At 69.2% G+C, this 26,243-nt stretch carries 23 protein-coding genes; 9 read left to right on the plus strand and 14 right to left on the minus strand.

What is annotated here, in order from left to right; translation table 11 throughout:
- Positions 1-124 precede the first annotated feature (124 nt).
- The 3 genes from WMF39_RS45870 (at position 125) to WMF39_RS45880 (ending at position 4,686) form a co-directional block, all read left to right on the plus strand.
- Positions 125-2,149, plus strand: coding sequence for a hypothetical protein (locus WMF39_RS45870; protein ID WP_437742739.1), 2,025 nt, complete (start codon positions 125-127; stop codon positions 2,147-2,149).
- A gap of 169 nt (positions 2,150-2,318) precedes the next feature.
- Positions 2,319-3,719, plus strand: a complete 1,401-nt coding sequence (locus tag WMF39_RS45875) for a protein kinase domain-containing protein (RefSeq protein ID WP_437742740.1) — start codon at positions 2,319-2,321, stop codon at positions 3,717-3,719.
- Positions 3,720-4,254: 535 nt separating this feature from the next.
- Positions 4,255-4,686: a DUF6184 family natural product biosynthesis lipoprotein gene (locus WMF39_RS45880; protein ID WP_437742741.1), complete on the plus strand. Its 432-nt coding sequence runs from the start codon at positions 4,255-4,257 to the stop codon at positions 4,684-4,686.
- A 171-nt stretch (positions 4,687-4,857) separates the two neighbouring features.
- Here the strand turns inward: WMF39_RS45880 and WMF39_RS45885 are convergent, their stop codons facing one another.
- The 5 genes from WMF39_RS45885 to WMF39_RS45905 all read right to left on the minus strand — a co-directional run bounded on the left by WMF39_RS45885 (position 4,858) and on the right by WMF39_RS45905 (position 8,753).
- Entirely contained in the window at positions 4,858-5,286 is a 429-nt protein-coding gene (locus WMF39_RS45885; protein WP_437742742.1) for a CBS domain-containing protein, read from the minus strand.
- A gap of 258 nt (positions 5,287-5,544) precedes the next feature.
- Positions 5,545-6,423: a DUF6999 family protein gene (locus tag WMF39_RS45890; RefSeq protein WP_437742743.1), complete on the minus strand. Its 879-nt coding sequence runs from the start codon at positions 6,421-6,423 to the stop codon at positions 5,545-5,547.
- Positions 6,424-6,451: 28 nt separating this feature from the next.
- The gene (locus WMF39_RS45895; RefSeq protein ID WP_437742744.1) at positions 6,452-7,150 is read right to left on the minus strand and encodes an iron-containing redox enzyme family protein; all 699 of its coding nucleotides are present in this window, start codon (positions 7,148-7,150) and stop codon (positions 6,452-6,454) included.
- Between the two features lie 28 nt (positions 7,151-7,178).
- On the minus strand, positions 7,179-8,309 hold the full coding sequence (locus WMF39_RS45900; protein ID WP_437742745.1) for a beta-ketoacyl-ACP synthase III: 1,131 nt from the start codon (positions 8,307-8,309) through the stop codon (positions 7,179-7,181).
- A 264-nt stretch (positions 8,310-8,573) separates the two neighbouring features.
- Positions 8,574-8,753: a hypothetical protein gene (locus tag WMF39_RS45905; RefSeq protein WP_437742746.1), complete on the minus strand. Its 180-nt coding sequence runs from the start codon at positions 8,751-8,753 to the stop codon at positions 8,574-8,576.
- A 314-nt stretch (positions 8,754-9,067) separates the two neighbouring features.
- On the opposite strand from WMF39_RS45905, the gene WMF39_RS45910 reads away from it, so the two are divergent.
- Both WMF39_RS45910 and WMF39_RS45915 read left to right on the plus strand, forming a co-directional pair.
- Positions 9,068-10,999: a transketolase gene (locus WMF39_RS45910; RefSeq protein WP_437742747.1), complete on the plus strand. Its 1,932-nt coding sequence runs from the start codon at positions 9,068-9,070 to the stop codon at positions 10,997-10,999.
- Positions 11,000-11,047: 48 nt separating this feature from the next.
- Positions 11,048-11,176: a hypothetical protein gene (locus WMF39_RS45915; protein ID WP_437742748.1), complete on the plus strand. Its 129-nt coding sequence runs from the start codon at positions 11,048-11,050 to the stop codon at positions 11,174-11,176.
- Between the two features lie 388 nt (positions 11,177-11,564).
- Here WMF39_RS45915 and WMF39_RS45920 read toward each other — a convergent pair whose 3' ends face one another.
- Both WMF39_RS45920 and WMF39_RS45925 read right to left on the minus strand, forming a co-directional pair.
- Complete coding sequence (locus tag WMF39_RS45920) at positions 11,565-12,026, minus strand: hypothetical protein (RefSeq protein ID WP_437742749.1); 462 nt, start codon at positions 12,024-12,026, stop codon at positions 11,565-11,567.
- 203 nt (positions 12,027-12,229) lie between these two features.
- A complete protein-coding gene (locus tag WMF39_RS45925) occupies positions 12,230-13,048 on the minus strand; it encodes a metallophosphoesterase family protein (protein ID WP_437742750.1) in 819 nt (272 codons plus the stop codon).
- A gap of 159 nt (positions 13,049-13,207) precedes the next feature.
- Here WMF39_RS45925 and WMF39_RS45930 point away from each other — a divergent pair, with 159 nt between their 5' ends.
- From WMF39_RS45930 to WMF39_RS45940, 3 genes are all read left to right on the plus strand, one after another.
- A complete protein-coding gene (locus tag WMF39_RS45930) occupies positions 13,208-15,697 on the plus strand; it encodes a DUF2169 domain-containing protein (protein WP_437742751.1) in 2,490 nt (829 codons plus the stop codon).
- Positions 15,698-15,964: 267 nt separating this feature from the next.
- Positions 15,965-16,672, plus strand: a complete 708-nt coding sequence (locus WMF39_RS45935; protein WP_437742752.1) for a hypothetical protein — start codon at positions 15,965-15,967, stop codon at positions 16,670-16,672.
- Positions 16,673-16,932: 260 nt separating this feature from the next.
- Positions 16,933-17,256: a hypothetical protein gene (locus tag WMF39_RS45940; RefSeq protein WP_437742753.1), complete on the plus strand. Its 324-nt coding sequence runs from the start codon at positions 16,933-16,935 to the stop codon at positions 17,254-17,256.
- A gap of 57 nt (positions 17,257-17,313) precedes the next feature.
- Here WMF39_RS45940 and WMF39_RS45945 read toward each other — a convergent pair whose 3' ends face one another.
- Entirely contained in the window at positions 17,314-17,502 is a 189-nt protein-coding gene (locus WMF39_RS45945; RefSeq protein WP_437742754.1) for a hypothetical protein, read from the minus strand.
- A gap of 3 nt (positions 17,503-17,505) precedes the next feature.
- Between WMF39_RS45945 and WMF39_RS45950 the strand changes: the two genes are divergently transcribed.
- Positions 17,506-18,456 carry a hypothetical protein gene (locus WMF39_RS45950; protein ID WP_437742755.1) on the plus strand — a complete coding sequence of 317 codons (951 nt, stop codon included), beginning with the start codon at positions 17,506-17,508 and terminating at the stop codon, positions 18,454-18,456.
- 61 nt (positions 18,457-18,517) lie between these two features.
- On the opposite strand, the gene WMF39_RS45955 is transcribed toward WMF39_RS45950, so the two are convergent.
- From WMF39_RS45955 to WMF39_RS45980, 6 genes are all read right to left on the minus strand, one after another.
- Complete coding sequence (locus WMF39_RS45955) at positions 18,518-18,919, minus strand: DUF4150 domain-containing protein (protein WP_012241080.1); 402 nt, start codon at positions 18,917-18,919, stop codon at positions 18,518-18,520.
- A 28-nt stretch (positions 18,920-18,947) separates the two neighbouring features.
- The gene (locus WMF39_RS45960) at positions 18,948-19,589 is read right to left on the minus strand and encodes a DUF3540 domain-containing protein (protein ID WP_437742756.1); all 642 of its coding nucleotides are present in this window, start codon (positions 19,587-19,589) and stop codon (positions 18,948-18,950) included.
- 88 nt (positions 19,590-19,677) lie between these two features.
- Positions 19,678-20,748, minus strand: coding sequence for a pentapeptide repeat-containing protein (locus tag WMF39_RS45965; protein WP_437742757.1), 1,071 nt, complete (start codon positions 20,746-20,748; stop codon positions 19,678-19,680).
- Positions 20,745-23,405 (minus strand): DUF2169 domain-containing protein, encoded by a 2,661-nt coding sequence (locus WMF39_RS45970; RefSeq protein ID WP_437742758.1) that lies wholly within the window; start codon positions 23,403-23,405, stop codon positions 20,745-20,747. The genes WMF39_RS45965 and WMF39_RS45970 overlap by 4 nt, the downstream gene beginning before the upstream one ends.
- A gap of 68 nt (positions 23,406-23,473) precedes the next feature.
- Entirely contained in the window at positions 23,474-23,755 is a 282-nt protein-coding gene (locus WMF39_RS45975; protein ID WP_437742759.1) for a hypothetical protein, read from the minus strand.
- 43 nt (positions 23,756-23,798) lie between these two features.
- A complete protein-coding gene (locus WMF39_RS45980; protein ID WP_437742760.1) occupies positions 23,799-26,192 on the minus strand; it encodes a type VI secretion system Vgr family protein in 2,394 nt (797 codons plus the stop codon).
- Positions 26,193-26,243 lie beyond the last annotated feature (51 nt).

The following is a 26,243-nucleotide window of genomic DNA, read 5'->3' on the forward strand; positions in this document are numbered from 1 at the left end:
CCCGGGGCGCGCCGCCTCCGCCACCGCTACCCGCGCGGCGCCGAGGCAGCGCCGCGCGCAGAACAGCTCGAGAGGGCTGACCGGCACCCCTCGAGCGCGTGCCCCGTGTTAGGTCGTGTACAGGATGAAGCTCAACCTGTTGACCGTCGCACTCGCCGCTTCGGCGGCGGTTGTTCTCCTTGACGCGCAGGCCAGGGCGGACTGCGGCTGTTCAGGGAGCCCGAGCACCGTCACGTCCGATTCGAGCGGCCCTTGCCTGCGCTACGAGGCGCCATCGGGGCCGAGCAACGACATCACGTTCCGCTTCGATAAGGCCTATGCCTGCGGTCAGTATGCGACGGGCGAGTACTTCGTCATCAGCGAGAACGGCGTCGCCAGCATCACGACCATCACGCCCGAGGCGGCCGGCGGCCGTCACGGTGTGGACGTGAATCCTTCCCCCGACGGGCCGCAGCGGTGGGACGACCGGCTCGACGATCATGCACCGCCCGTCAGCCTGCCTTACGCTGCGCCGCCCGGCAGCTCCGTCGTGAAGTACGTGTCCGACAACCCGTCGAGCGATTGCGATGGCGCCGGTGAGAAGTCGTGCGGGCGTTTCGCGGCGGTGGTCACGGTGATCGACGCGCCGCCCGCTGACCCGAGCACGACCTTTCGTCCTCCTTTCGTGGGCACGAACAAGCCCGTGCTCTCGACCTCCACGCTGCAGACGCAGCTCCTGTCCCGTCTGCAGGCCGCGTGCGCCGACGCACCCTCGCTGGAGACGGCCCTGGCCTGGACGCGCCACCTCCGCCTCGATTACACGAGCCACTCGGTCACGTGCGACCTCATGCCGCCGGAGGACGCGCTCCCCGACGGCAGGCCGTGGTCGACCGACATCTGGGCGCGCGACACCGACGTCTATGCTTGGCTTCATCTCGCCGATGTTTGCGGCGCGCCGCCCTGCACGCCCGAGGAGGATCTCGCCGCCAAATTCCCCGTGCTCGTCGGCTACGTGCAGCACGGTATCGACATCTGGGGTGTCGACAGGATGGGCGCGAGCCTGTTCCGAGGCGGCGGCGGCAATGGCGGCGGCAAGCTCTTCGCTTATGCCTTCGCGGCCGCGATGCTGGCGGACCCGGCGATGCTGGCGGACCTCGCGGCCGTCGATGCGGGCCGATTCTTCGAGACGGCCAGCTATTACGCCGGCAAGAACGGCGCCGCCCTGTGGGGCCAGCCCGTCGGTACGGAGGAGGAGTACTGGGACGACTTCTCCGACCAATCCACCCGGACGATTCGAGACCCCTATGGGTACATCGACGGCGGCTTCGAGCCTGGCGGATGGTATCAAGACAACACGGCCAAACCGACGAAATACTCGGCGCTCCTCATGCGGCTCATGCCTGCGCTCGCGGCGGCATGGCCGGTCAACAAGGACGTCCTCCTCTCTTATGCGGATCGCTGGGTCGACCACGGCGCCTTGACACAGCCGGATCCCTGCGCGCCCGTCGGGGGCCAGTACGGCTCCGATCACGGTCCTGACGGGAGCGGAGATTGTATCTCCGGCTCGGGGAGAGTGCCCGAGCTCGATGGGAGCAACAAGGACGGGGGCAACCGTGAACGAGCGATGGGTGAGTGCATGTGGAGCAGCTTCCGGGGCTGCTCCGAGACCTGCTCTTGCCCGGGTCAGTCCTGTGGGCCTGCGAGCCAATGCGGTGATGGCAAGATCGAGGCTCCCGAGGAATGCGACGGCGACGATGGCGGGAGTTGCCCCGCGGGATGCGTTCCTCCCGACCAGCCGAACGGTTGCAGGTGCGTGGCCGCTGGCGCCGGTAGCGGCACGGGATCCTCCGCATCCAGCGGCGGCTCCAGCACATCGAACAGCGCAGGTGGAGAAGGCGATGACGGCGGCGGGTGCACCTGCGGAGTGGCCGGCCGGACCGCCCCGACGGGCGCTCTGGGGGCATGGATGGCCGTCTGGGCGGCGGCCCTTCATCGCGTCATCCGGCGTCGCCGCATGGTTTCCCTCACGGCCCGGCGAACAGGTCGGCGGACGCTATCAAGATCACGTTCTGACCTGGGCGAGGGCGCCACCATGGCGCTGATCCACCACCCTTGCGCACCTTATGGTGGATCCGGAGATTCCCGAGCGAGGCGCTTCCGTCGATCCTGATTCCAGTCTCTCCCTCCCGGTGGTACCGTGATCGCCATGCCCCGGTCTCGGTGTCCAGGAGCGTTGTCGCATCAGCGCGTCAATGAGCTTGGACACGGCGACGGCACGGAGGGTACCGCTCGTGTGGCAAGCATCGGCTTCTGGTGGACGATCTGACGCCAATCTCCAGATGGTGGACAGCGCGCGTACCGTTGCGGCGCGCTCGAACCGCTCCGGCGACGCCGGTCCCGCTTCTTCTGCGGCCGGGCGGGGCGACGTAGCCCAGGACCCGCGGCGCAACCAGCTCGTCGCCGGGCGGTACAAGCTCTCGCGGCTGGTCGGACGCGGCGCCATGGGCGAGGTGTGGCTCGCGCACGACAGGGCCCTGCGGATCGACGTCGCGTTCAAGCTCCTCACGGTCCAGCGCGAGAGCCAGGCTGGCACCGCGCTGGAGCGCTTCCGGTTCGAGGCCCAGGTCGCGGCGCAGCTGGCGCAGAAGACGGACCACGTCGTCGCCGTGCACGACGTCGGCAACGATCCTGCCGTGGGTCCGTACCTCGTCATGGGCTACGTTCGAGGTCGGTCCCTGAGGCAGCTCATGCAGGAGCGGGGGCCGATCTCCCCGGCGGAGTTCGCCCCGCTCCTCGGCCAGATCGGAGAGGCCCTCTCCGTCGCGCATGGCCTCGGCATCGTGCACCGCGACATCAAGCCGACGAACGTGCTGCTCGAGGAGGAGCGCAACGGTGAGGTGCGCGCCAAGGTCGCGGACTTCGGCATCGCCAAGTGGATCCGAAAGGAGCTGCCAGCCGACTTCCCCCGTCGAACCGTCGACGGCGTGGTGCTGGGAACGCCGGCGTACCTGAGCCCGGAGCACGCATGCGACGGGGACACCAACCCGCACTCGGACATGTGGGCGCTCGCGGTCGTCTCGTACGAGGCGCTCACGGGCCGGCTGCCCTTCCCGGGCCACACCATGAGCGACGTGCTCGCCTCGATCCTGGCCAGCGCGCAACCGCCGCGCTCGGCGCTGTACCCGGAGGCGCCAGCGCTCTCGGCCTGGTTCGCGCGCGCTTTCGCCCTGAACCCGACGGAGCGGTTCCCCTCGATCGAGGCCATGGTCGCCGCCTACAAGGCCGCCGTCGGCCCGTCGGGTGCGCCGGCGCGCGCCGAGCGAGCCGAGCCCGCGCGCCGGGGCAAGCTGGGCCTCGCGGCCGGCCTCGTCGTGGCGCTCGGCGTCGTGCTGTCGACCGGCGCGCTGTGGGCGCAGGCACAGGTCCCCGCCGCGCTGCGGGCGTCGAGCGTCGACGCGCGCGCCGCGTCCGTGGTCCGCGCCGCGCAGGCGCGCATCGCAGCCCAAGCGAGCCCACACCTAGCGGCGAGATCGGGTGACGCCGCGGCGGTGGGGGCCGCCGTCCCCGCGTCCGCGGAGGCCTCCGTCCCCGCGGCCGCGCCGCGCCCCCTCTCCGCGCAGGCCGCGCGCCCGGCCGACCCCCGCCCGGCGCCGCGGAGCGCTCGCATCCCCCGCGGTAGCCGCGCGACGGGCGCGCGAAGCGTGTCCACCGAACGCGAGCTGCTCAGGACGCGCCACTGAGCGGTTGTTGCCAACTAGCGCGTAAGTAAAACGAGCCCGATCGCGGCGCGATTGCGCACGACGGTGACGGCGCCCGGCGGTGCTCGGTGCAGCCGCGCTCGAGCGGCCGTGCCCGGCGACCTCCGGCTTCGGGGGGCGTCTGTCGCGGCCCACGCTTGCACCCCGTCGTGGGTCGAGGTGCGTGTCTCGATTCGAGCCTCCGGCGGCGCGCCTGGCCAGCGGCGCATGGCCGCCGTCCGTTCGAGGGCGGATCGAGCCGGCGCCCGGCGCCCGTGACAGCCGGTCCCGGCGGGAGTGGAGGCACGCCAGTCGCAAGGGCGTCGGAGCATGTTGCGAGAAGCCAGCGTGCGGCTGTTCTGGTCAGGGACCGCTCTGCTCCTGACCATCGCCGGCTGTCGGACCGACGACTCACGTGGGGAGGCCCTCGGGGAGGACCGGAAGGGGCAAGCGGCCGGAGCGATGGGGCAGCTCGCGAGGTGGCTCGGTAGCCAGCCGCCGGAAGCGTCATAGCCGGTTGGAGAGGAGGAAGAGAGCGATGCGAACGAACAGCGGAGAGTCGGTGATGGGCCTGGTCCTCGCGGCGGGGGCGGCCCTGCTCGCCTCGGCGTGTGATCGAGAAGAGAGGGCGCTCGGGACGACGCGCCCCCCGGACGGCACGCAGATCGAAGCGCGGGTGGCGACCGTCGATGCGGTCGACCGCATCGTCCAGGCGCGGTGCGACCGCGAGGCCCGGTGCAACAACATCGGCCCTGACCGCACGTATACGAGCAATGAGGCCTGCAGCAGCAGGGTCCGGGCCGAGTGGCGCGAGGATCTCAACCTCGCGGAGTGCCCGGGCGGCACCGATTCCAAGGAGCTGAACGAGTGTCTGCAGGAGATCCGCAACGACGACTGCAACAATCCGTTCGACACCCTCGACCGGATCGTCGCGTGCCGCTCGAGCGACCTCTGCAAGGCCACCCCGTAGCGCCGGCGCGGCGGGCGGGACCCGAGCACGCTCGGCCCGCGCGAGGGCGGGCCGGGTCGCGCCGGGGCCCCCACCCCGATGGACGCGCTCGGGAGCAACGGCGCACCCCGAGTGCGCAAGCCCGCAGGAGCCCGGGGTGATCGGCCACGGCGGGGAACGGAGCGCCCGGTGCTACGAGCGCGCCTCTCGCTGAGAGATCGAGCTCAGCAGCGCTGACGACCCTGCCCCGCCGTCCCGGTCGGCGATGTCCGACAGGCTGATGACGCCGACAGGATGCTTCTGACCATCGACACAGATGATCCTCGACTTCTTGTGGCTGCTCATCAGGCGCGCGGCCACGTTCAGATCCTCGTCCGGCCCGCAGCAGACGACCTCTCGGGTCATGACGTCCTCCGCCCGTGTCGACGAGGCGCGACGGTGCTCCCCGAGCACCCGGATGGCGAGGTCTCGATCGGTCAGGGTCCCGATGACGGAGCCATCGTCGCCGCAGATCGGAACAAAACCGATGTTCCGCGCCTGCATCAGCTCGGCGACGTTCTCGACGGGCTCGCTCGCCTTGCAGCAGGCCACGTCGGTCTTCATGAGCTCGGAGCAATTCATTGTCTCTCCTCCTGGAATCGCACTCAGCATCGTGTTCGAGACGCCCATCGTCCCGTCTCGAAGACCAGCAAACGGCGGGCCATCACGCCGGCGAGGCACAGGTGTCGAGCTCGCGGCGCGCAGAGGATCGCACGTGGCACACGTCTCGCTGCGATCGAGCGGGCACGAGGCGCGATCTTCTGCCCTCCGGCGGCCTCGACGCTCCTCCAGATTTCGCCCGGAGAAGCCTCGGTTCGAGGAGGAGGATTCAGGAGATCGTCACGGCGCGCGGGCTCCCTGGGCCGCCGCTCTCTTCGCTTCTGCCTTCAGCTTCCTCAGGTGTCCGTGCAGGGTCTCGGAGTCGAGGCCATGTAGCGTCAACCGGAAGCCGGCCTCGAGCGTCGAGCTGGGCACCATGGGATGATGGTTGTGTACCAGGGCGACAGGAAGCGGGTCGTTCAGGATCTTGCCGACGTAGAGCGCGATGATCTCGTCCAGCTGCAGCGAATTGCTCGCCCGCCAGAAATGGTGATCCGACAGGAACAGCGCATAGAGCGGCGTGTATATCTCGATGGCGGTCTGCAGGTCGACGACGTTCAGCCAGGTGTTCGGGAGATCGTCGATGCTCGCGTCGTCATCTGTGATGGCAGAGAAGTCGATCTCTTTCCGGGGCTCGATCTCACGCCCCTCTGCGCGAAGCTTCTCGTTCAGCTCGATGATGAAGTTGTAGAAGATCAGATCGTGGACCGTGAACGTGTTGTCCAAGAGGTCCTCCAGCCTCCTGGTCCTCAGCGGCGTCGTCGTCCGGATATCGATGCCCGGGACGTTGTCCTCGATGAACTTCAAGATCTCCGTGCCGATGGTGAAGTGGCGCAGGATGAGGTAATTGGCCTCCGGGGCGACGAAGAGCCTCAGGCCCCAGTAAATGGACCGGTGCAACAACCACGGAGATTGCCAGCTCGCCGGGACAAGTATCTTCATGAGCTTGATGCCGGAGATCGACAGGCGGGCGAACGGCCTGATGATCGGCATCACGACCCTGCGCGTGGTGCTGCGCTGGCTCTTCAGGAAGGCGGCTTTGGCCCTCTCGTCGATCGGCAAGGACCGGTCCAGGTACAAGGCCAGCCACGGATCGGGATCCCCGGGGTCGTGCTTCATTCTCCTGAAAAAGCCCTGAAAGTCCATGTCAGTAGCTCCCGATCTCCTCGAGCTGGAGGCGGTAGAGTCGCGCGGTGACCCGGGCGGTCTTGAGGATTCTCGGCGCCGTCCGCGGGAGGTTCAAGATACCACAGTGGAGCGCCTCTTCCAGCTCGCCCAGGTGATCTTCGTCGGCCTTCGCGTGATAGAAATAGAAGCTTACCGCCTGCGCCTCCAGGCGAAGGGCGGACTGCACATGCTCGGCCCACTGGGCCGCGACCCGCTTGCCGAGGCCTTCGATGATGTACATGGCGCCGAGGAGATCGAAGGGGTTCGGCTGATCGGCTCGATGGAAGATCCAGGCAGACAGGGCCTCGCTGCCGATGTTCAGCTCGTGCCGCGCGAGCCCGGCCGGGTCGCCGCCGCTCTTCAGGTAGTCTTCCTCCAGCATCAGGTAATCGCGATGCTCCGCGGCCGCATGGCGGATGAAGCGCGAGCGCAGCTCGGCGAACTCGTGGCCGATGTTGGAGGCGGCGCGCGCGATCCAGAGCGCCCCGTTCATGACCTGCGCCCGGTGGTTCAGCAGGAGCTCGTGGTAATCGGCCAGGCGAATGCGACGCTCGATCACGCGCCGCACGATCGGGATGTGATGCACCTGGGACTCGAAATCCAGCCAGATGGACGACAGCCCGCGCAGGACGGCCTGCGGTGAATCTTCGTCTCGAGGCGATGTACGTTCCGGAAGCATGCTGAACCTCCCTGGTGATGACGGCGGGTCAGACGACCGTGAGCAGCATGAAGGCGATGACGCAGCGGCCGCTCTCCGGGATGAAGCCGAGGACCTGCTGGCCCGGCTGCAGATCCCGCTCCTCGATCAGCTGGTGCAGCATGAGGAGAATGGATGCGGCCCCCGTGTTCCCCTGGGAATAGAGGTTCGTGAACCAGCGAGCCTCGGGCACCATCGCCCCGGTCTTCGCGAGCAGCTTGACCATCTCTCCGCGGAGAGAGTGGGACGAGTAGTGCGCGAGGAAGTGGTCGATGGCTCCGGGCCTCAGACGTCGCCGATCCACGAGCTCAAGGTAATGCTTCGCCCACACGGGGAACATGCGGTAAAGCAGATCGAAGTCCTGCTTGAGGACGACGGCGCCCTGCTGCGCCGCGAGCGCAGGGCTGTCGTAGTGACTCCAGGGCTTCCTCTCACCCGCCCGGTTCCTGGAGGTGCCCGCGTACATGCAGGGGTCGAAGCGGTCGGCGTAGGAGCAGAGATCGATCCATTCCACCCTCAGGGAGCGGCGCCCCTCGTTCGGCCTGGTCTCCAGGAGCCAGGCGCCGGCCCCGTCGGAGAGGGTCCAGCGGAGGAACTCGGTCTCCATCAAGGCGGAGGAGTCTTCGCCTTCCTGCTCCCGACCGGCGTAGAAGCCAGGTCGGAAGAAGCGACTGGAGAACTCGGCGGCGCAGGCCACGCCGCAGTCGTGCTCGCCCGCCTTCAGCTGGAGGTAAACGGACTTGAACGCCATCATGCTGCTGGCACAGACGCTTTGAAAGCTCGCGATCTCCATGGGCCGCAGGCCGAGCTCGCCGTGGACCGCGCTGGCAAAACCGGGGACAAGGAGGTCGCCCTGGGTGGTGGCCGCCGCCAGGAAGGAGAGCCTCTCCGCGGCGATCTCGCTGCGCGAAAGCGCGTCCCGGATCGCACGAGCCGCCATGTCTGCGCTGCTGTGAAGGTGCACGCCGTCCGGCGTCAACGCATAATGACGTGTCTTGATGCCGTTCTGCCGGAGGACGAAGCGCCCGAGCCTGGAGCGCCTGTCGTTGATCTCGCCGATGTACTGCTCCATCTCCTCGTTGAGGACCGGCTTGCCAGGCAAGAAAGCGCCAGTGCTGGTGATGTAGACGGAACGATCCATGATCCTTCTCCGTGGCAGACATGGGCTTGGAGCTCGTCACGGCGGCCATCAACACTACCTCAGTCGCCCTCGTCGCGCCGAGGCGTAACCATGTCCCGTCTCGCCGGCCGCCGGCTTCGCCCGCCGGATGCTGGCCCGGCTTTCGCGTGTCCACGATCCCGGCGGCGGCACCTCGCAGCGCCCGGGCGCGATGAGGCGATTTCGTCGCGGGCGTATCCAGCGTCCCTGCCATCCTCAAGATGGGAGGGGGTCGCCATGGATTCATCAGATCATGCCGGTCGCGTCCTCCCGCTCTCGCTCGCACCCGTCTTGGTCGGAACGTGCGCGATCGTGCTCCGGGCCGTCGAAGAGGCGAACCGCGCCGAGCTCGAGGGCATCCGCGCAGATCGAGCACGGCATGCCTGTCGATGAGCTGCAGAGCTCGGCGCCGCCGCCCAGGTTCATCCGCATCCTACGGCCGGTCGGCGCCATCCATGCGGGCCGACTTGGCTGCCGTCGTCGTGGCCAGACACGAGCTTCGTGCGCGGTGGCGCCCTGCTTGCATCAAGACGGCGGCGTCAGGTGAAGCCATGGCGCAAGAAGCCCCCAAGCCGGCCGAGAAGAGACGGCCAAAGCATGTACGCAGCCCCCTGAAAGACGTTGCGCCGAGCCGCCCCAGGGGACTGCCCGCGCAGGATGATCGAGAGCAAGCGCCGAAGGCCGAGAAGGATCGCTCGCCCGCGCCGTCTGGCGAGCGGTCGACCCAGGCGCCCCACGGGGTGCCTACGCGTGGGCACGAACCGCGCGGCGGGCGCGACCGGACCGAGGGGCAACGCCGAAGCAGCGCCGAGCAGGCTCACGGTCAGCGTGAGCTCGCTCAGCAGCTTCGCGTCGATAGCCTCCGCTGCTCGACGATGGCCGGCTCCGGACACCCGACCTCCAGCCTGTCGGCGGCCGATCTCATGGCGGTGCTCCTCCGCGACTACCTCCGCTGGGACCTGAGCCATCCGGAGAACCCGAACAACGATCACGTGATCTTCTCGAAGGGCCACGCCTCCCCGCTGCTCTATGCGATGCTCAAGGCGGCGGGCGTCATCTCCGACGCGGAGCTCCTGTCGTACCGGCGCTTCGGGAGCCCGCTGCAGGGGCACCCGGTGCCGACGCTCCCCTGGGTCGACGTGGCGACCGGCTCCCTGGGTCAGGGGCTCCCCATCGCCGTCGGGATCGCGCTCTCCGGGAAGTACCTCGAGAAGGCTCCCTACCGTGTCTGGGTGTTGCTCGGCGACAGCGAGATGTCCGAGGGATCCATCTGGGAGGCGTTCGACCACGCGCGCCACACGAAGCTCGGCAACCTCATTGCCATCCTCGACATGAACCGCCTCGGGCAACGCGGCCAGACGCCCCTCGGCTGGGACTCCGCGGCCTATGCGGCGCGCGCCCGCGCGTTCGGCTGGCGTGCCCTGGAGATCGACGGCCACGATCCAGCCGCCATCTCCGGCGCCTATGCCGAAGCCCTCCGCGCCTCGGACGCGCCCGCGCTGATCGTCGCGCGCACGGTGAAGGGAAAGGGCGTGTCCCTCGTCGAGGACAAGGACGGCTGGCATGGAAAGGCGCTCGACAAGGCGCAGTGCGCGAAGGCGATCGACGAGCTGGGGGGCATGCGCGACATCGTCATCACGCCAGAGGCGCCTGCGCCGGGTGAGCCTGCTCCGCGGCCCACCGCCGGGCCGCTGAGGCTCCCCATCTACGAGCGCTCCGCGGCCGTCGCGACGCGGAGGGCCTACGGCGACGCGCTCGAGGCGCTCGGCGCTGCGCGCGCGGATATCGTCGCCGTGGACGCCGAGGTCAACAACTCGACCTTTGCCGAGGAGTTCGCGAAGGCTCATCCAGATCGCTATTTCGAGATGTTCATCAGCGAACAGCAGATGGTGGCCGCCGCCGTCGGGCTGAGCGTCCGGCGCTGGTCGCCCTTCGCGTCGACGTTCGCGGCTTTCCTCACGCGCGCCCACGATTTTCTCCGGATGGCCGCGGTGTCGAGGGCCAATATCCGCGTGTGCGGCTCGCACGCGGGTGTATCCATCGGCGAGGACGGCCCGTCGCAGATGGGGCTCGAGGATCTGGCCATGATGCGCGCCGTCCACGGGAGCACCGTGCTCTATCCGTGCTGCGCCAATCAGACCGCTCGGTTGGTCGCCGCCATGGCCGATCAGAAGGGCATCGTCTACCTCCGAACGACGCGCGAGAAGACGCCTATCCTGTACGATGCGACCGAAGCGTTCCCCATCGGCGGGAGCAAGGTGCTGCGCGAGACACCCCACGATCGCGTGACGATCATCGCTGCGGGCATCACCGTCCACGAGGCGTTGAAGGCCCACGCAGAGCTCGAGGCGAGCGGGCTCTCCGCTCGAGTCCTCGACGCGTATGGCATCAAGCCGATCGACGCCGCCGGCATCCGCGCGGCGGTGCAGGCCACCTCTGGAAACGCCGTCGTCGTGGAGGATCACTGGGCCGAGGGCGGCCTGGGCGACGCCGTGCTCGAGGCGCTGGCTGGCGAAGAGCCCGTCGTCGCGCGCGTCGTCCACCTCGCCGTGAGGGAGATGCCCGGCTCGGGCACCCCGGCCGAGCTCCTGCGCGCGGCGGGGCTTGATGCTTCCGCCATCGCTGGCGCGGCGAAGCGCCTCCTCTCCGACGCAGCACGCCGCGCGCGATAGCCCTGGCCTCGCGCGCGGCGAGCGCGGGCACGCCGCGGATCGGGCGATGTGGCGAGAGGGCTCGCGTGGTTGAAGGCGGACCTCGCGTCGGGGGAGTGGGATCGCAAGTACAGGGCGCTGCGACGCCTGGAGTCGCTGGACCTGGGTCATCGCGTGCTGCTCGCCGAGCTGGCGTGACGCACCACCTGGGCAGAGCGTGCCACGCAGCTCGTCTCCGGCGACAGAGGCGTGCCCTGCGTCTCGCGGTGACCCGCCTCGGCACCCGCGCGGGTGCCGACGCGGAGGCGTCGCACAAAAGAAAAAAAGAGCGCCCGTCCGACGGTGTGGGGGGGGAAACCGTCCCTCAGGCGCTCCGGGGTCAGGGCTATGCAGGAGCTAGGCCAGGGATCTCCTGACGAGGGTCCGTGAATTTACGTAGGCGTTGTACGGGTGAGGCTTTCGTTTTTGGTGTGGCGGATTTCGTTGGTGAAGCGCAGGGGCGCCATCTCCCGCGAGCGGTGGCACGGTGGCGCTCGCCCGAGCGCCAGACGAGCGCTGCGCCTGGGCAGCCAGGCGAGCGCTGCGCCTAGGCAGGGCGGTGGGGCGTGCCGGCGATGGCTCCTACGCGGCGCGTCTTCGCCACGCGCCTCGCCTGCTGCCGGATGTGCTCCACGGCCTTCTCGAGGAAGGCCTCGGGGGAGGTCTTGCTGACGGTGATCTGCTCTCCGCCGATGAGGACGACGAGGAGGCCCCTGTCGGTCCTGCCCACCGCGAAGAAGTCGACGGTGAACGGCAGCTCTTCCTCGACGGTGAGGGACAGCTGGCACTTCAAGACCTCGCCGACGCCGGGCTGATTCTCGACGACGAACCGCTGCAAGAGCCCGTTGGCGTGGGCGTCTCCGGCGATCCGGTTGAGCGCCCACTTGTCCCTCGGCCAGGCCATGTGGTCACGGAGCTCGGTTATCCATTGCAAGAGCTCCTCGGCGACCTGGCCGATCGCCGCCTTGGAGGCCTCATAGGACAGCTTGATCTGCTCGTATTTCGTCATCGGAACTCCATCGCTCTCCGGCGCGCGCCCTCGAGGCTACCAGATCGCCGCGCCTCGCCGCACGCGGATCGGGCCCCTCGGCCTCGCCGACGCCGCGGGATTCTTCGGCGCAGCGCGCGGCGTCGCGGCGTCGCGGGCGGCCTCGAGGCGCTCGCGCTCCCTGGTCTCCGCGCGCCGCGGCCGGCGGGACCGGCCGGGCTCGCTCAGGCGTATTGTTGCAGCAGCGCGCCGCGCATGGGGTTGTCGCAGGCCTTCACCGCCGCGCGGAGCGCGTCCCTGTCGACCGGCACCCTGTGCAGGCTGACGTTGACCGCGCCGCCCTGCGCCTCCACGGTCGCGTACTCGGCGTGGTGCAGCAGCGTCGGCGGCCCGCCGTTCGCGTACTCCTTGAACGGCATCCCGACGCTCCCCGGGTTCACGAGGAGCGTCCCGCGGTGCTGGCGGAGCATCTGGAGGTGCGTATGCCCTCCGGCCATCACCGTCGCAGCGTGGCCCGCGAGGCGGCGATCGAGCTCCTCCGGCGGGGTGTTCGCGAGGAGTTCCTCCATGTGAGACCGGGGCGAGCCGTGGAACACGAGGAGCGTCGAGTGCGCGTCGAGCGGGATCTCAAGGTGCGCCTGGAACGTGCGCAGGAAGGCGAGCTCGTCTCTCGACAGCCGATCACGGCACCAGTCCACCGCGTCGACGACGATGGGGGCCTCGGTGTAGGTGCGGATCAGCTCCGGATCCAGCATGAACTCGTCGTGGTTCCCGAGGATGCACGGGCACCCGAGCTCGTGCAGCATGTCCAGGATGGCCGAGGGCCGCGGCCCCAGCGTCGCGACGTCGCCGAGGCAGATCACCTGATCGACGCCCGTCGCCCGGATGCTGGCCAGCACGGCCCTGAGCGCCACTTCATTGCCGTGGATGTCGGATATCAGCGCGATCCGCATGGCAAGACCCCCTTCAGCGGCCATCGAGACGTTGGAGCGGCTCTCGGCGCCTCGCGGCGTCCGATCGGCGGACTCGTGACGATAGACCATGTCCGCCGGCGCCTCCAGCCCCTCGCGTCCTGCCGTGCGAGGCGGCGCGGCGGCGCGACGGCTGGCGGCGATGGAGACGCGCGTCACAGTCGCGAAGTTTCCCTGGTCTCCCCGCACGCTCCCTGCACGCGCCGGACCACGAGCGGGTAGGATCGGCGCGTGCGCGCGCTCTGGCCGGTGGACATCGTCGCCTTGAATCCCGTGTCGTGCGGCGCGGTCCTGTGGCGCATCGGCGGCGTGCTGCGCGTCACGATCCTCGTGAAGGCGACGTTCGCCCTCGGCGCGGACGGCGACGCGGATCTCGTGGCGCCCGAGCCCGTCGAGCGCGAGGACCGCTTTCACGACGACGACCCCTCGCGGAGCCTGCGCTCCGCGAGCGACACCGCGCCGTACCTCCCCGGCGCCGGCGTCGTGCTCACCGGGCACGCGCATGCGCCGGACGCCACCGGGCCGGTGATCGGCCTCTCGGCGAGGCTCGCGCTCTTCCGTGATCGGCCGCTGCTCGACAAGACGATCCACGTCTTCGGGGACGCCACGCCCGGCAGCATCGCGCCCACGCCGTTCCAGAGGATGCCGCTCGTGTACGAGCGCGCGGCGGGCGGATCCAGCCATCCGTGGAACCCGGTCGGCGTCTCCGAGGCCGGCGAGGGCGCGCGCGCCGACGCGCTGGATCCAGCGATGGGCGCAAGGCGAGCGCGCCCGAACCTGGTCAATCCTGCGAGCCCCCACCGGCCCGCGTGCTTCGGGCCGATCGCGCCTCACTGGGCCTTGCGGAAGCGGCTGTTCAACGGCTTCGAGCCAGGCGCCACGCGGCGTTCGGCGCAGCTCGGCCCGCCCGGCGCGGACCCCGCCGCCGCGGGGCGCGCGGAGGTGCTCCACATCCCGGAGGACTTCGACTTTCGCGCCTTCAACCCGGCGCCGTTCGATCAGCAGATCCCCTTTCTGCAAGGCGATGAGCGCATCCTCCTGGAGAACCTGAGCGCGGAGAGGCGTTTCGTCTGGACGCGCCTCCCCGCGGCGCGCGCTCGTGTGCGCCGCTACCGCATCGACGCCGCGCGGGCGGGCGGATCGCAGGAGATCCCGCTGACGGCCGACACGCTCGTCATCGACGGTGATCGCCAGATCGCCTCGCTCGTGTGGCGGGGCAACTTCGCGACGGAGAGCGAGGAGGCGCTCCAGGGCATCCGCCTGTTCGCGGGCGTCGAGACGCTCAAAGGGACCATTCCGTGGCCGGAGCACGGCGCGTCGCTCCCCGGGGGCCCTGCGGCGACGCACCGGAGCTCGGCGCCGGCGGTGCCGCTTCCGAGGCCGATCGTGGCGCCCGCCGGGCTGGTGGAGACAGGCCCCCTCGAGAAGAGGGAAAGGCCAGTGCTCCCCTTCCGCGATGCGCCTGCCGCGCCGCAGGCTCCTGCCGATCTCGCCGTGAGCGGAGGCATCACGGGACCGCTGGGCCAGAGGATGCCGATCCCCGAGGACAGGCTCGCGGAGGTCGGCGCAGAGCGGGCGCAGTTCCCGGTGGCAGCGCCGGGGACGAGCGCGTCGCGCGGGGAGGACCCCATCCCGGGCGCGCCGTGGAGCCCGATGGCCGCGCCTCGGCTCGTCAGCCCCGCTGGCGCCGGGGGCTCGCAGGCCGGGCGCACGCTGGTCGACTGGGGAGATCCTGAGAGCGGTGTCGTGGAATCGGCGCCGCCGCTGGAGCCGCATCCCGTGGCGGCTCCTCGGGCGGAGTCATCCGGGTCGACGCTCGTGGCGCGAGAGCCATCGAGACAGGAGGCGGTCTATCCGGCGGTGGAGGTGGCACCGCCGGAAAAGGTGAGTCCGCAGTTCGAGGTGGCGCCGCCGGCGCTGGCCGAGGTGGCGGTGCCGGCGAGGGTGAGTCGGCCGCCCGAGGTGGTGTCGCCGGCAGCCGTATCGCCGCCTGTGACGATCGAGCCGCTCGCCGGGCTGGAGGCGCGAAAGCGGGCCGAGGCGAGGCTCGCCGAAGGCGGCGATTTCGATGGAGACGACCTGTCGGGCGGTGACCTGTCGGGGCTCGACTTCAGCGGGCGCTCGCTCGCGCGGTGCGCGCTCCGCGGCGCGAGGCTCCGTGGTGCTCGCCTCGCAGGGGCCAGCCTGGTCGAGGCGACGCTCGACGAGGCCGACCTCCGCGGCGCGGATCTGTCTCGCGCCGATCTCACGAACGCGCGCGCCGACCGCGCGGAGCTCGTCGAGGCTTCGCTCGAGGAGGCAGACCTTCACGGCGCTTCGCTGCGCGGAGCGAACCTGGAGCGAGCGCGGCTCGCTCGTGCCCGCGGCGACGGCGCGACCCTCTCCGCGGCGAACCTGGCAGGCGCCGACCTGGAGGATGCGCGCTTCGTGGGCGCGTCGTTCGCCGGCGCCAACCTGCGTGACGCGAAGGCCGATCGCGCCGATTTCATGTCGGCGCGGTTCGACCGCGCCGACCTCGGCGCGGCCTCGTTCTGCAAGACGCGCCTCGTCGCCGCGGTGCTGGCGCACGCGCGGCTCGATCTGACCGATCTCCGCGGCGCCAACCTGGAGCGTGCCAATCTGCATGGGGCCTCGCGGAGGCGGGCGAAGATCGCGGGCGCCAACATGAAGGAGATCGACGAGACGGCGCCGGTGAGCCCGGAAGATCCCGAAGGCCCGTGAGCGATCGAGGGGCAGGCTGCGATCACGGCGCTGTGAGAGCCGCCGGCCTCGCGGTCGAGAGCCAGATCGGCGATCCGCCGTTTGATCCAGGGCGTGCGTTCCGATGATCGGATACCCGGCGCTGCCGCGGTATGCACGAGGTGCGTTGTGGTAAGCTCTGGATGAAAGCCCGCGCCCATGAGATGCCTTCGCTGTCAAGCCGCCCTCGACTTCTCCAAGCCGCGATGTCCCGCCTGCGGTGCGCCGGTCGACGCCGACGGGGACGGCGTGCCCGACGTTCTCGCGAAGATGATCGAAGACAAGGCGCGCGAGGTCGTCGCGATGGAGAAGCGGCGCGAGGAGGAAGCCGTGCGCGAGGCGGCCCGCGCCCAGGCCGAGAAGGCGGCGGCCGAGGAGCGGATCGCCGATGAATCACGCCTCGCGCGCCTCCGCGACCGGCACGACGCGAGCCTCGGCACAGTGCGCACGATGTGGTACGCGAGTCGCGTCGTGCTTGTCCTGTTCGCCCTTCTCGCGGCGCTGATCGGCGGGGTCATGTTCCCCGCGTGCGTGGAGCCCATGATCGGCCGCTCGATGATGGCTGCGAGCGTCTTCTGTCCGAGCGTATGCCGCGGGTGCCGCGGCCCGGGGCGAGTCTTCACATGGCACGAGTCGGGCACCTGGGCCGAGGCGGACGTGTCGGTAGAGCTCTGTCACAACCGCGCTGTCGACATCGACCGCCTCACGTGGAGCGACGTGTCCAGTCGCGAGGACCAGGATCTCGCGCCCTACCGCCTCACCCGCTGGGCGAGCGTGCCGGTGGACGTCGGTCTCGTGCTCCTCGTCTTGCTCCTCGCTGGGCCCTTCGTCGCTGCCGCCCTGCGCACGCGCGAGCTCGAGCGCAAGCGCTCCGCGTGGGAGGCCGAGATCGACGCGCTCGAGCGCAAGCTCGGCCTTGGCGGTACGCGGAGGCCAGGGGACTCACCGTATCGATGAGCGTGGCGGGTGCTGCGGGACAGACGCTCGGCCGAGGGAAGCCGGAGCAGCGTCTCGCGCGGTGATCTCGGACGTCGACATGCGAGCAAGAACGGGGCGCCAGGGCAGGTGCGCGCGGCGTGCGGCTTTGGTGAGGTTCCCATGTGGGGATTGGGACCGCGCCGCCGAGACGGTCCCGGAGGCGTCGTCTTTCGGCAGGTCACCAGGATCGGCCACGAGCCGAGGTGCTAGGCTCGTCCGGATCAAGGAGACCCATCGCGATGAAGACCTCTCGTCAGTGCCCGAAGTGCCAGTCCAGGAAGCTCTGGGTCGTGGAGCGAGTGGAGCAGCCCGTCAGCGAATACGCGCAGACGAACCCGCTGCACGTGACGTCCCAGTATGTCCTTACCGGCATCACGCACCCCATAAGCGCGGCGACCGCGCTCGTCAAGGCGGGCACCTTCGAGACCTGGATCTGCGCGCTCTGCGGCTTCACCGAGTGGTACGCGCGCGACGCGAACGAGGCCCTCGCCAAGCTCGCGTCGCAACCGGGGTCCAGGGTTCATTACCTCGACGGGGGTGCGGTCGGCACGCCGTACCGCTGACCGTGGCGGCTGGATGACGGCACGACGCGCACCGTCACCTCCCCTGGCGCAACGTGCTCACGGCGCCAGGACGAGCACGTTGGTGACGCTGGGCACGATTTTGGCGCCTGGCGCGTTCGTGCTGTTCTGAACCGTGATGCTAATGAGCCGTGCGAGGGGCATCCCCCGGACGACCACGGTGAACGCGGCGGTCACGGTCCGCGCCGGCGCGGCGGGGCGGGGTACGATCGCCTTGCAAGGAGCCATGAGATGAACGGTGATCCCGAGTCCGCGCTCGCGCGTCAGTTCCGCGAGCTCGCGGGCGCGCCCAAAGAGGCCGAGTGGCCCGTCGACTTCCACTTCAACATCGGCGGCTACCCGGTCCGCGTGACGTACTCGGTACAAGACTTCATCCGGCTGAGGTCGCCGTACGTGCCCGGCGCGCAGCGGCCCGTGGACGGCGCCCAGGTGGCCTATCGCGAGCCCGCCGGCGCGCCGCTCTCTGCCGTCCGACCGATGAGCATCGAGCTGCGGCCCGAGACGTCCGAGCACGGCGCTGCCAAGGCCGCCCTCGTCTCGACCGAGGTCCAGACGGGCGATTCGCCGTTCGATCACGAGGTCTATATCCACTCGCCGAGCGATCCTCACATCGTCCAGCGGGTGCTCGGCTCGCCCGAGCTGCGCGCGAGCGTCCGCGAGCTGCTGGCTGAGGGGTTCTCGAGCATCGATATCGACGACGAACGAGGCGAGATCTGCGCGCATCTCCAGGCGTTCGCGGACAGGCACTGCAGGCCCGGCTGCGCCGCGCGCATGCTCGATGCATTTGCCACGATTGCCCGCAATGTCCCTCATGTGGGGCGATCGTCCGCGCTGCGGCCGGCGGACACCGGGCGCACGCTGCTCCTCGTCGGCGGCGTTCTCTGCGCTGTTCTTCTCTTGCTCGGCGCGCCCGTCTATTTCTTCGCAGCGGGAGATCGATGCGACTTCGAGAACAATGGCGGCGCGAGCGTGCTGCTGTCGTGGGATGGGTGCTTCACGCCGGTTCCTCTGGGCCTCGCAGCGGGGCTCCCCGTCGGGCTCGCGCTTGCAGCCGCCGTGTCGAGCCGCATCCGGGGCCGGTCGGACTCCCACGAGCGCGCGTCGTTCGCCCATGCAATCTTGGTGATCCTCGCCGTCCAGCTCGCGATCGCCCTGTCCGCCGCCGTGATGTGGGCCACGTAGCCAGCCGGACGCCCGCGCGCGCAGCTCGCCTTCCGAGGCCCACATCGCGCGGCTGGCACGCTCACGGCGCCAGAACGAGCACGTTGGTGACGCTGGGCACGATCTTGGCGCCTGGCGCATTGGTGTTGTTCTGGATCGTCATGCTGGTGAGCCGCGCGAGCGGCATCCCCCCGACCACCACGGTGAACGCCCCCGTCACCGTGCGTGCAGGGCCCATCACGGTGCCAGACGCGACGCCGGTCGCCAAACCGGCGTTATCACCGTTCGTGAGCATGGGCATCGTGGCCATGTTGTGCGCCGGCGTGCACGTCATGAGGACGTTCGGCACGAACCCCACGTCGGTGGGCTCCATCGCGATGTTCGGATAAGGCACCGGGACCGGAGCCGGCGCAGGTGGGGCCGGCGTGAGGCACACGTCGGGAAACGCCAGGCACATGCCGCCAGCGCTCGTCTTTGCCAACATATCGGGATCTCCTCTCTTCGCGTAGCGGTCAGCCGAGGTGGATCTGCTCGCCATCGACCTTGGCGAGGACACGGGCCGAGATGATCGCGTTCTCTCCGCGAATGCCGATCAGGTTCTGGGCGCGTAGATCGACGGTCCCCGCGCGTGTCTGATCGATCTCCTCCACGAAGCGGAACACGCGCTTGGCGCGCTGGGTCAAGCGGGTGAGGATTGTGTCGGCCTCCTGCGCCACGAGCGCGATCTTCGTCACCTCGGCCTGCACGAGCCTGCCGAAGAAGCCGAGCTCATCGATCGCGATGGCACCCTTCTTGGCGCGCACGTGCACCTCGGCGCCCGTCATGGCCACCTCGCGGGCGCCCACGATGTCGACGCGTTCCGACGCGCAGACCGCGATCCGCCCGCCCCGCGCCTGTACCTCCAGGTCGCCGTCGGTCGCGAGCTTGGTAGGCGCGCCGTCGCGACCGTCGAGCACGGCCAGCACATAGACCCCCTCCGGCTCGATGGCGCAGAGCACCTTGTCTCCGGCCTCGGGGGCGACGAGGCAGCTCTTGGCGCGCCGTGCCTCGCAGCTCGACGAGGCGAGGCGCACCAGGAGTGTCGCGCCGACCCGCTCAACGCTCCCTGTCTCGAGATAGGCCTCCGGCCTCGCAAGCTTCTTTACGGCTGTCACGGTATCAACCCTTTCTCCACGTCGTCTGTGCTGTCTCTTGGGGAGCGTCTCCTGAACGACCTGCTCCTCGCCTCGATTGCAACCTGCTTCACGTCTTCACGGGGGGCGCCGCGCCGTGCGTCGGCTGCCATCGTTCCACCCTGGCCAGCTCCTCGTCATCGCCGAGCCACCCCGAGAGCCGCGGCAGCACCGCGCCGTCGCGCTTCGCGAGGTGGAACCTGGTCCGATACAGGCCCGCTCCGGAGAAATCGGCGGCCGACACGTCGGCGTGCGAGAAGTCCGCCTCCCGGAGCCTGGCATCGACGAACCGCGCTCCAGCTGCCAGCGCGCGACCAAAGTATGCTTCCTCGAGGAACGCGCCGGAGAGGTCCGCTTTCAGCAGCTCGGCCTTGTCGAACACCGCCTGGGGGAACTGGCCGTTCGAGAGGCGCGCTCCATGCAGCTTCGCCTCGCCGAAGAAGCACTGCGGCCCCCTCGCGCCTTCCAGCCGGGCTTCGCGCAGGTCGGCTCCCATGAAGTTGCACTGCGCGCAGTCTGCCCCGGCGAAGCTCGCGCCGGCGAGATCGCTCTTCATGAACTGCGTGCGGAACAGCCTTATATCGGCGAAACCCTTCGGCCCGAGCTTGGCCTCGACGAGCGTCGTCAGCGCGAGGTTCGCGGCGGCGAGGTCGGCCGTGCGCAGATCGGCGCGGTAGAGGGTCGCCTTCTCGAGGTTCGCCCCGGCGAAGCTCGCCCGGTCTGCGTCGATGTCGACGAGGTTCGCTCGGTCGAGGTTCGAGCCCGCGAACGACGACCCACGGAGCGAGGTCTTCACCCAGCTCGCGATGGGCGCCTCGACGAGCGCGAACGATGCGCCATCGGCGGCGCACTCGACGAAGGCAGCCGCGATGTGCTTGCCGCCGTCGAAGCGCGCCCCTTCCAGCCGCGATCGGTAGAAGCTCGCGTGGCGCAGGTCAGCGTCGCGAAGATCGCACCCGCCGAGATCGCACTCGACGAAGGTCGACTCCTTGAAGAGCACGGCGCGTAGCGCCGTGGGGAAGCGCACCGCTTCGAAGGTCGCGCCCGACAGGTCGGCGCCATCGAGCGCGAGGCGCGACAGGTCGACGTGGCGTATCGGCTCGCCGTGTCGGAGCTTGTCGAGGAGCTCGTCGCGGTTCACGAGCCACCTCTCGTGGCGTCGGCCTTCGGAAGGAAGCGCACGTGTCCGACCTCCGCCTCGGCGAACGTGGTCCGCTCGTCGCCGGCGACGCGCGACAGATCGGCGCGGAACAGGTTGGCTCCGGTGAAGTCGGCGCCCGCCAGCCGGGCCTTGGAGGCGAGCGCGTCCATCAGATTGGCCCCCTGCAGCGACGCGTCTCCGAGGTTGGTGCGGATGAGCAGGCCGCCCTTGAGGACGGCGCGCTCCAGGCTGGCGTCGGAGGCGTCGCATCCGGAGAGATCGGCGCCGCGCAGGTTCGCCCGGTCGAGCCGTGCGCCTGCGAGGATGGTGCCGCGCAGGTTGGCCCTCTCCATGTCGGCGTCGCTGAAGTCGGCCTCGGGAAAGGACGATCCGTGGACGACGACGCCCTGCTGAAGACACGCTGATCGAAACGACACACGTTTTCCGTGACAGGCGACGAAGGTCGTTTTCCGGAGCGTGGCGCTCGAGAAATCGGCGCCATCGAGCGTGCTCTCCACGAGGTTCGCGTCCGAGAGATCGGCGCCTGTGAAGCGGGCGCCGGACAGGTCGGCCTTCAGCAGGTTGCACTGCCCGAGCGTGGCGCTCGTGAAGTCCGCGCCTCCCGGCTTCGCTTCGATCCAGTCGGCGCCCGTGAGATCTGCGCGGGAGAAGCGCGCTTCCGCGAGATCGGCGTGGCTCAGCACCGCCTCCTTCAGGTCGGCGCGCTCGAGCGAGGCGCGGCGCAGCGTTGCTCCTCCCAGGTTCGCGCCGCGGAGCCGCGCCTCGGTGAGGTTCGCGCCCTCCAGGTTCGCCCTGGCGAGCACCGCGCCGTCGAGATTGGCCCGGGAGAGGTCGCACCCCGAGAGATCGGCCGACTCGAGGAACGCGCCGGAGAGGTCCACGCCGGACAAGGACATCCCCGCGAGGTTCGCACCCGTGAAGTCGCGGTTCGCCAGGGGCTCGCCGACCTCCATGGCGAGCCTGACGATCACGCGTGCGCGCTCCGATGCCTCGGGTTCCATCGCCGCGGCTGCGGGCTGCAGGTGCCCCATCCGCCGGTACATCTCGAAGAGGCCCCGCTCCTGCTCGTCGATCGTCGCGTGATACCCCGGGTCGGCCAGCATCTGCTCCACGTCGTCCAGCACGACGCCGGCCTCGCGCGCCTCCGCCGCCATCGAGCGCAGCGCTGTCAGGTGCGCCTTTGCCGAGAACTTGGGCGGCCCTGCGCCCTCCTTGGCCGCCTTCTCCATGGCAGCATCGAAGTCCTCGCCCCTCTCGGCCCAGGCTCGTCTCGCTTCCTCTCGGGCCTGCGTCTCCGACGCCCGGGCTCGCTCCATCAGCTCTTCGGTCCTCAGGGACGCGGCCTCGACATACGCGGCGAGACCGTCGAGGTCGTCTGGCGGCGGCTCGGGGAGGGGAGGCAGCTCGTCGAGGCCGTGGTCCTTCGGGTCGAGCCCTTCGGCCTCGATGCGTGCGCGCGCCTCGGCGAAGCTCCGCTCCTGGCCCCGACGCAGGTTCTGGGCGGCCAGGTTCTCGCTCTTGACCCAGCGTCCCATGTCGCCAAGGTCGATGTTGGGCGCGACGCCCGACGCGCGCGGCGGCATGAGATCGCCGTCGGAGATCTCCGCGACCGCGCCCTTGTCCTTGTCGAGGCGGCGCGCGAGGGCTGCCTGGTAGTGCTCGAGCGGGCGCGGCGACCCTGACTCCTCGCAGGCGCCGACCAGGTGCACGATGTCGGCCGCATCGTCCTCGGCGATCGCGAGCACGCCGTGGAAGACGACGACGCCGAGCTCCTCGGCGGGAAACACCCAGACGGTGTCGGGGCGCATCGGGATCTCGACGAAGCGATCGCCTTCCGACGTGCGGTGAGTGACGAACGATCGCGTCACGAGGTCGGGCAGCCGCGCTTCGAGGCGAGGCTTCTCTGGGTGCATGTTCTCGATGAGGAACTCTTCGTCCCCGCGGAAGAGCCCGTCGAGCCGCTGGTCCTCGGGTGCCACGTTGAAGAATGTCGGATCCGTGTCGGCGGGTATGCCGGGGAAGTTCTCGTCGAGCCAGCGTTTGTCGTAGGTGCCGGCGCGCCTCCTGCGCTGCGCGAACGTGATGTCCATCGGCAGGAAGCCGGCGGGCTCCGGGCGCTCCGACGGGGAGCGGATCATGGCGCCGTACTGCTCGACGTTGGGCATCGGGTACACGGAACGACCGCCGAGATCGAGCGGCTCGTAGCCTTTGCCGTGAGGGTTCCTGTCGTAGCCGGCCCCTCCGAAGGCGTGCGCCCAGTCGATGCGCAGGGTGGTCATCGGCGCGGGCTCGGTCGGCACGCCGTCGCGCCACGTCCGGTCGCCGACCACGGCGAGGCGCTTGTCGACGCTTCCGATCTGCGCCCTCACGTACGAGGCGCGGGTGGGCACGCCGCCCGGGGCGTGAAAGCTGCCCGCGACGAGCAGCTCGCCGCGCGTCTTGGCGAAGCCTTCGTCGATCGCACCTTGCTCGCCGAGGGCGCCGGTGACGGTGCGCCAGAACGACAGCTCATCGACCAGGGCGCGAGGGCTGGTGAGCGGGAAGCCCAGCATGGCGGTCACATGGAAGTAGCTCCGCCGCCGGAACTCCAGCACCCGGGTCAGCATGGGGACCTTCATGGGCTTGACGATCTTCACGGGACCTCTTGTCGAGCGTGGGTCTGAGAGAGACGATGGTCTGTCGAGCGCGTCTGCGCCTGCATCGATCAACCGCGGTAGGGCGGGCCCTGAGGGCGCCGCAGCTCGCGGATGTGCTTGCCGTCGACGGGGAGGCGCTCCTTCAGGTAGAGCTCGACGTAGCCGCACTGCTGGCAGGCGTACGCTTCGAGCCTTCCGCTGGTGCCGTCTAGGCCTAGCTTACCGGTGACCGCGAGCTGAAATCGGGTTGCTTCATTCTGGGTACCGGGGTTCGGATCGTTGTTCGCGACGTACTCCACGTACCAGAGGGCCGTGCAGAGACATTTGGGGCATGTTCCCGTCGCTTTCATGAAGACCTCCGTCGCGAGCTGTTTCAGCTGACTTCCGGCTCTCTTAGCCTAGCTTCGTGATCGCAGCGTTCAGCATTCGCGCTGCCGAGTTCCAGGCTTCCGTTCCGGATTTTCTCATATTGGCACCCAATGTCTCGAAGAGTGTTCCGAACTTCAGTTGGTTGTTGCCCCAGGTTTCTCCCTTGAAACCCCCATAGCTTGCCGAGTACCTCGTGGTCTCTATCTTCAGCCCATTGGCTGCCATGTTGACGGCGGTGTTGTCCCACTTCTGAGCGCCAAGGGACTCCTTCATGTAGAAGGTCTCGAGAAGGAAGTTTGTGTGCTTGTGCATCTTCTCGTCTGCCCTGATATCCACCACCGGCGCCTTGAGTGTGATCTTCGTCGGGCTCTCCACGTGGATGGTCCCGCTCGTGCTGTTGACCGTGATGTCGCCCTTCACGGTGTGCGACCACGCCCCCTTGATGTCCGCCGTCCACCCCAGCTTGACGTCGGTCTTCCACGATCCGTAGTCGTCGTGGTTATGGCCGCTGATCTTTTGCAACCAGCTCCCCATCACATCCTGCTTGCCGCCGGCCTCGATGGTCTGGGTGAACCCGCCGTGGATGTCCTGCGTCATGCCGCCGCTCTCGACCTTGTCGGTCCGGCCCGAGCGCACCTTGATGTTCTGGTGGCTGTTGTAGAATTCGTTCGAGTCGCCGTCGACGTTGATCGTGTGGATGCCGATGTAGTGGATGGTCGCGTCGTCGCTGACGTCGACGTAGTACTTGCCGCCGACGTTCTGCCACCACTCGCCGCACACGTTGAAGCCGGCGTTGCCCTCCGTGGAAACGTAGAACATGCAGTCGACGGGCTGCATGTCGGGGTTCGCGTCCGGCGTCTTCGGGGGCACGACGAACGCCTGGTGGGTGGGGCCGCCCATATGGACGTTGGTCGCGCCGACCGGGGTGAACAGGTCGATGTGCTGCTTGCCCTCGAGATCCTCGACGACCATGTGGTTGCTGCCGCCCGTGCGCAGCACGTTCTGGGTCAGGTTGCGGCTCGTGACCGTGCTCGGCCGGTGGGCGTTCGGCACCACGCCGGCGATGAACGGCCGGTCCGGGTCGCCGCCCTGGAACGACACCATGACCTCGGTCCCCTTGCGCAGCGGGAAGTGCCAGCCCTCGACCGTGCCGCCGTGCGGCTGCATCATGCGCAGGTACGTCGACGTGGCGCCGTCGGGCAGGTCGCTCGCGTCGAACTTGAGGCGGAGCAGGTAACGACCCATGTCGTCGATCTGGGCATACTGGCTGTCGCTAGAGCCGTCGACGACGCCGTTCTCGAAGCCGTAGATGCGTGGCCACGGCGTCGACTGGGCCGCCCTGAACTGCACGTCGGCCGGGATCGCCACCACCTCGACGCGGTACGTCTCGTTCACGGCCATCCCCGTGAAGCGCGTGATGTCGAACGAGCCGCCCGTGATCGCGGCCGCGTGCCGCACCTCGACGGCCAGGTAGCGGGTCGGCATGTCCGAAGGCCCGTCCTCCAGCTCGAAGACGTAGCCGGCCCGCAGCCCTGTCGCGTTGCCGGTCGCATGCAGGGTGAGCTCACGGCATGCCATCGACTCCGCCTTGACCTGGGCCAGCCGCGTCGCCTCGTCCTGCGTGAAGACCCGGTAGCCGTACTCGCGCACCTCGCCGTGGCCGCTCTTCGACACGGCGTGCTCTCCCGACACCGAGGCGGCCGGGTTCGCGTAGTTGTAATCGTTGATCCGCACCGCGGCCGGCAGCGCGCTGAGATCGACGTGCACCTCCCGGAAGCACTCGCCCGCCGACACGTCGTGGCTCGAGGTCGGGTGGTAACGAACCCGGCCGTTGCCGCTCAGCGGCTCGTGCTGATCCTTGCTGTCGACGATGACCATGACCTCGGCGCCGCCGTCGCCGACCGGGTGCTCGAAGTGGTAGTAGAGCCCCTCGCGCTCGAGCCATCGATGGGCGAAGTCGAGGTGGCTCTCCCGGTATTGACAGACGAACTCCTCTTCCGGATAGCGGTCGGTATCGACGCTGAACCGGAAGTCGCTCGTCGTGAGGCCGCCATGCGTGAGCGTCTTCGTCAGGAAGGCGTCGATCTTGCTCTTCGTGTGGACGAAGCTGCGCACCGAGTGGCGCTGGAGCCACAGCCTGGGCACGAGCGACCCATGGTAGAGCGCGCGGTCGGCCGACTCGCGCAGCAGCCGGAGGCGCACGAACACGCCGTGCCAGCACATCGGCGGCGAGTCGGCTCCGCGCTGGAGCGTGAGCGTCGCCGGGGCGTTGATCGCGGCGCGGACGTCGGTGCCCGCTGGCACCGTGAACAGGACGTCGAACTCGAACGGTCGGCACAGCGCCTCGGTGCCCTTGAAGCCGACGGCCCGGGCGGCCGGCAGCGCTGCGCAGTGCATGGCAAAAACGTCCACGCTCATGAGCTCCCCACCAGGTTGTGGTCCACCCGAGGCCCCCTTGAACGCAGCGGC

It is taken from the genome of Sorangium sp. So ce1504 (genome assembly GCF_051521635.1).
In the GTDB taxonomy this organism is placed as follows: Bacteria; Myxococcota_A; Polyangia; order Polyangiales; family Polyangiaceae; genus Sorangium; species Sorangium cellulosum_B.

Excerpts from the sequence above, each read along its gene's own strand:
- WMF39_RS45870 (WP_437742739.1), top strand. The coding sequence starts at position 125 with ATGAAGCTCAACCTGTTGACCGTCGCACTCGCCGCTTCGGCGGCGGTT.
- WMF39_RS45875 (WP_437742740.1), top strand. The coding sequence starts at position 2,319 with ATGGTGGACAGCGCGCGTACCGTTGCGGCGCGCTCGAACCGCTCCGGC.
- WMF39_RS45880 (WP_437742741.1), top strand. The coding sequence starts at position 4,255 with ATGCGAACGAACAGCGGAGAGTCGGTGATGGGCCTGGTCCTCGCGGCG.
- WMF39_RS45885 (WP_437742742.1), bottom strand. The coding sequence starts at position 5,286 with ATGAATTGCTCCGAGCTCATGAAGACCGACGTGGCCTGCTGCAAGGCG.
- WMF39_RS45890 (WP_437742743.1), bottom strand. The coding sequence starts at position 6,423 with ATGAAGCACGACCCCGGGGATCCCGATCCGTGGCTGGCCTTGTACCTG.
- WMF39_RS45895 (WP_437742744.1), bottom strand. The coding sequence starts at position 7,150 with ATGCTTCCGGAACGTACATCGCCTCGAGACGAAGATTCACCGCAGGCC.
- WMF39_RS45900 (WP_437742745.1), bottom strand. The coding sequence starts at position 8,309 with ATGGATCGTTCCGTCTACATCACCAGCACTGGCGCTTTCTTGCCTGGC.
- WMF39_RS45905 (WP_437742746.1), bottom strand. The coding sequence starts at position 8,753 with ATGAACCTGGGCGGCGGCGCCGAGCTCTGCAGCTCATCGACAGGCATG.
- WMF39_RS45920 (WP_437742749.1), bottom strand. The coding sequence starts at position 12,026 with ATGACGAAATACGAGCAGATCAAGCTGTCCTATGAGGCCTCCAAGGCG.
- WMF39_RS45925 (WP_437742750.1), bottom strand. The coding sequence starts at position 13,048 with ATGGTCTATCGTCACGAGTCCGCCGATCGGACGCCGCGAGGCGCCGAG.
- WMF39_RS45940 (WP_437742753.1), top strand. The coding sequence starts at position 16,933 with ATGAAGACCTCTCGTCAGTGCCCGAAGTGCCAGTCCAGGAAGCTCTGG.
- WMF39_RS45945 (WP_437742754.1), bottom strand. The coding sequence starts at position 17,502 with ATGGCTCCTTGCAAGGCGATCGTACCCCGCCCCGCCGCGCCGGCGCGG.
- WMF39_RS45950 (WP_437742755.1), top strand. The coding sequence starts at position 17,506 with ATGAACGGTGATCCCGAGTCCGCGCTCGCGCGTCAGTTCCGCGAGCTC.
- WMF39_RS45955 (WP_012241080.1), bottom strand. The coding sequence starts at position 18,919 with ATGTTGGCAAAGACGAGCGCTGGCGGCATGTGCCTGGCGTTTCCCGAC.
- WMF39_RS45975 (WP_437742759.1), bottom strand. The coding sequence starts at position 23,755 with ATGAAAGCGACGGGAACATGCCCCAAATGTCTCTGCACGGCCCTCTGG.
- WMF39_RS45980 (WP_437742760.1), bottom strand. The coding sequence starts at position 26,192 with ATGAGCGTGGACGTTTTTGCCATGCACTGCGCAGCGCTGCCGGCCGCC.